General features: G+C 50.3%; 4 protein-coding genes. 1 reads left to right on the top strand and 3 read right to left on the bottom strand.

What is annotated here, in order from left to right:
- Positions 1-80: 80 nt before the first annotated feature.
- From QUB64_RS32690 to QUB64_RS32680, 3 genes are all read right to left on the bottom strand, one after another.
- Positions 81-920, bottom strand: a complete 840-nt coding sequence (locus QUB64_RS32690; RefSeq protein ID WP_333278754.1) for a hypothetical protein — start codon at positions 918-920, stop codon at positions 81-83.
- 133 nt (positions 921-1,053) lie between these two features.
- On the bottom strand, positions 1,054-1,458 hold the full coding sequence (locus QUB64_RS32685) for a hypothetical protein (RefSeq protein ID WP_333278756.1): 405 nt from the start codon (positions 1,456-1,458) through the stop codon (positions 1,054-1,056).
- Positions 1,459-1,670: 212 nt separating this feature from the next.
- Complete coding sequence (locus QUB64_RS32680) at positions 1,671-3,647, bottom strand: hypothetical protein (protein ID WP_333394351.1); 1,977 nt, start codon at positions 3,645-3,647, stop codon at positions 1,671-1,673.
- 163 nt (positions 3,648-3,810) lie between these two features.
- On the opposite strand from QUB64_RS32680, the gene QUB64_RS32675 reads away from it, so the two are divergent.
- Positions 3,811-4,185, top strand: coding sequence for a hypothetical protein (locus QUB64_RS32675; RefSeq protein WP_333325966.1), 375 nt, complete (start codon positions 3,811-3,813; stop codon positions 4,183-4,185).
- Positions 4,186-4,347: the final 162 nt, after the last annotated feature.

The following is a 4,347-nucleotide window of genomic DNA, read 5'->3' as shown; positions in this document are numbered from 1 at the left end:
CAACTTTTGCCTCAACCTCTGGGGGAATTGGTGGTAGCTCAGACTGGCGGTAGGTAAATGTTTTCATGCTTGTCCTTTGATTAAGATGAATCCGACACGCGGTCGGATCTAATGCCCGATCGCACGCTGCCTTTAAAAACAACGTCCAAGTCATCCAATACTGCCTGTTGTTCCGCCGTGTATTCCTCCTTAGCCTCCTCGTCATGCGACACTTCAAGACAATGACAATCTTCCGACTCAACCTGCTCATCCGATCGCTCTAGATAGCGTTCTGCCAGAATCTCCTCAATCAACTGCTGCTGTGAAATCCCCCTATCGCGGGCTTCGTCGGCTAGATTCTGCTTAAATTTCTTGATTTTGACCGTAGTTGGTTTCTCATATTCCTGACCATCAGCGACGGATTGAACGTGAGTTGCAGTTATTCGATTAGCAGGGGCGGTGCGGATAACTTCCTCCCACTTTTGAGCCACAGTTTCCCCAGCAGGCTCACCGAAATCTGTCGAATTTCCTAAAAATTTCGCTAGGGGCAAAGCTTGCGCGATACAAGTAGGCAGTCGGGAGAATCCTTGGTTAATTAGTTCAATGGTCACGGATGCAGCTTTGATTATGCTCCTTCCGTAAGCAGCGCTGCCGATGGGCGAGGCTTTGCAAAAAGCGTCAAAATCTATTCTCCAATTATTGTTACCGACAGCTAACTTCAGCCGGACTAAATGGAGGGCTAATCCTTGTCGCACATAGGCTAAAGAATCGCTCAAAATGCAGTTTTCCCAGTAGGGTAAATCACTTTTGTCTGCGGTGTCAGCGTGCCAAAATTCGTGCCAATAATCGTAGAGGCTGGCAAGGTGCAAATTGGCTGGTTCGTCAAATTGTGGTTGATGCTGCAACCAAGGTTTGACGTATCGAAAGAATGAGGTTGTCATGCTAGTTAAGAAACTGGGACAGGTTGAGAGATAGTTGCTGGCGGTCGTAGGCGTCATCCAGGAGCGGAATATCAACCGCTCCTGGATGACGCCTACTCATCTAAAAAGTCTGAGTCAGGAGCGAGTTCCATGGTTAAAATTCGGATTCGCTGCCGAGAACTTCGACTTGAGACGCTGGCGCATATTGCCGTAAAAATTTCTCATCAAGTGTCAGTCGGTTCGCGGTTGGATCTACTCCCAGCCGCCTCAAGAAAAACTTCAAGTCTTCATAATGCTTGGTAGCTTGCTCAATGTCTTTAACAAGCGCTTCGAGAGTTTGGGTTTTCTCTTGTATTTGATCCTCCAACTGATGGCAATTGTCGGCTAAACGGTTTTGACCGTCGAGTTCCGCAATTAAATTATCAATCTGAATTTTCAGAGATTCATAGCCATCCGCGAGGTTGTCTACTTCGCTGCTAACTTCGATTTTTCCGCCTCTTTCGAGTCGCTCCCATTTGTGTTTTTTGTAAAGGGGGACAGATATTTTCAAGAAAGTCATGTTTTGTTGCTTGTTTGTTAGTGGTTGAGCGAGGAAGCGATCGTCTTAAGAGACGTTAGGGCGATCGCAATGTTTGCATTAACGGGAGATAAGTTGTTCTAGCTCTATGCAAGCGGTCTGTTGCTACATCGCATCACCTCCCGGTGGATCTCGTGCGCTCAAGAGTGTGGCCCTCTCCCAGTAGGGTAAATCGTCTCTAAAAGTTGTCATATTTAAGAAGCTGCGGGAAACAGGTTGAGAGATAGTTGCTGGCCCAATGGCTCAGGAGTTTGAGCTGTTTTTGCCCTCTTGCCTGCTTGTTTCTTCGCAGGTTCCGAGCCAAGTTTGGTCGCTTGAGGGAGTGGGGCCCGAAATTCTTTCTCGATCGCCAGATTCCGCAGTTCTTGCTCTGCCAAAATCGCCCGCATCAAACTGCGCTTGCAGGAGCTGCCGGGGATTGAAAAAATACCCATGTCCCGGGCAATCTTCTTGAGCTTGAAAGGGGAGAACGATCGCAGTTGGTCTTGAGTCCAATTCGTTCGCGCCGGCGCGGGTTGCTTGCGTACCCAAACGTCACAACCGCTGCCCTTAACCCAAGTGGTAAACCTCGTTTTTTTCCACGACCCCACAGGAGCGGGGTAGTCCCAGTAATGAAATTTCTCCTCGACCAACAAATCGCAATCGAAATAAACGAAGCCGCCAATCTTGGGTCGCTCAATTTTGGCTCTGAGCTTGCCTTTTTTGGAGGTGTAGATGTCGGCGATGGTGCCGAGGGGGCGCAAATCTGAGCGGTGACCGACCTGCATTCCGATCGCGAGTTTGGGATGCCTGCCGTCACCTCGATTGGGTGGCTGCTCGTCGTTGAAGGTAGCTGTAATGTTCGGGGCTGGCGGCGCAATGTTCGGAGCAATTTTGTGCCCAATGGCTTGGAGGTACTCAACGATGGCGTCCGACACTAATTCAGGTGGCTGATGTGATAGAACTCCCCCTGCACCTCCCGAATCAGGCCTGCTTTCTTCCAAAAGGCGATCGCCCTTTTTGCTTCCCAATCCTTCATTTTGGTTATCGCCGCCAGTTCCATGAAGTTCGGCGCTATTGTCGCATCCTGAAGGTAGTCCAGCAGCGATCGCAATTTCATCCGCTCCAGCCGGCTCGGCACAAGTTCCTGCAACTGCATCATTGTTTTCATCAGATTTTTCAAAAACTTCCTTGATTTGGTCTTCCAAAAGCCAGCGGTCGTAGGCGTCGTGAAAGTCTGTCATCAGGGGGTAGTCGTCCGGGTCTGGTGGCTCGTTCGTGTCCCACTCAAGCAGGTTGAGTTGTCCCCCTGGTTCGACTGCGTGGAGCACTTCGCCGAAATCTGCGGGGTTCCACCTGTCGGTGTCAGTCCAGGGGCGATGGAATTCGCGATCGACATTGAGGGAATTTTCGACTGCGGGCAACCAACTTTCGGGCCATTCAGGATACACAGGCTCTCCGAAAGTCTTCTTATCTACAGCCTCTTCCATCACAGCTTCAATAGCCAGAAAACGCCTAGAGCCAACATAAACAAACCGATCGCAAGCGGTGGATTCGACTTCGACACCGGGGGGATTGCTGGCCGCTTGTGAGTTCGCCATTGGACTAGCTTCTGCCTCACTTTCGGCTGCTGGTACGATCGGCTTAACAGCCGGCTGCGGGTAAACGATGCGGCCAAATTTGGACTCGATCGGCGGCTTCTGAGCTCGATCTACTTCAAAAGGGCGCACATCTTCAAAAGGATGACGGATCGAAGGTTCGGCGTACTCGCAGTGAGTACAGTGAGTTTCCCAAACAGTCTCCCGACCGGGACAAACAGCGTACAACCCGCCAACAGTTCCACAGCGCGGGCAATTGAGATAATCCGTATTCGCGATCGGCTCGGTAGCTTCAATTTCGATACCGGGGGAAGCGGCCAAAGTGTCGGAATTTTCGGGCAACGCCGGGGCTTGAGTTTCGACACCGGGGATATTTTCGTCAGGCTCTTCGACATTGACCTCGAAAGCCGGCTCAGTTTTTGGTAAAAATGCCAACACGATTCCGGCTTCCCAGCAGCGCTCTAGAAAGCTAACCCAGCTCTGGCGCTGGCGTCTGTCGCCTTGATAGTAAATTCCGTTCTTGTACGCTATTTCCAAGCTCAGCTCGGCCATAGCCTTGAGCTCTTTGAGCGTTTTGGTGGTTAGGTCTTGCATAGGTTTTGAGGGGGTAGGAAAAGGCGAGGGAGAAGCTCGCCCCCCACGTTTAGGATATGCAGTGCAGTCTGTCATCTTTGCAAAGATGATATTTTTAAAGTATCATCTCTGCAAAGATGCGTCAACATCTTTGCAAAGATATTGCTATTTTGGAGATGCAGTTATGACTGAAACCCATGCCAAAAGCCAAACACAGACCTCATGGCGAGACGAAAGTGACGAGGGGATACGGATTGACACCGACAGCGGTCAAAATGCTGGACGAGCTGGCGAAGGAGTTTGGCCTGTCGGCCTCGAACTTCATAGAGAAAATTGCTCGGAGGGAAATTACGGTAACGACCCCCTTGGGGGAATTCTCGACCAACTGATCGAGGACGCGCAAAAGCAGTTGGTCAAATCTCAGGAGTGTATTGTTTGGTACCAGTCGGAAGCAAAGGAAGTCCGAGATAAGCTTGAAAACCTAAGGAAATTAAGGGAACTCAGACAGAAGGAACTCCAGCAAGTTCCGACAACTGAAGAGCTCCAAGAGCGCTCCTGAAGCGCACAGACCAGCATCCAAATCGGGTGCTGGCTTTTTGCGTTTAAGCACTATATCCGCAACCAAAGCTACACATAAACGCCCATCCCATGAGAGCAGCATTTATGTGTAGCAAGCAATAGCGACGCACCGCGGTGCAGCTTCAATCTGTAACAAACTAGA

It is taken from the genome of Microcoleus sp. Aus8_D2 (genome assembly GCF_036702665.1).
Taxonomy (GTDB): domain Bacteria; phylum Cyanobacteriota; class Cyanobacteriia; order Cyanobacteriales; family Microcoleaceae; genus Microcoleus.
The sequence above is the reverse complement of the archived record's forward strand: the minus strand, read 5'-3'. Positions and strand labels throughout refer to the sequence as shown.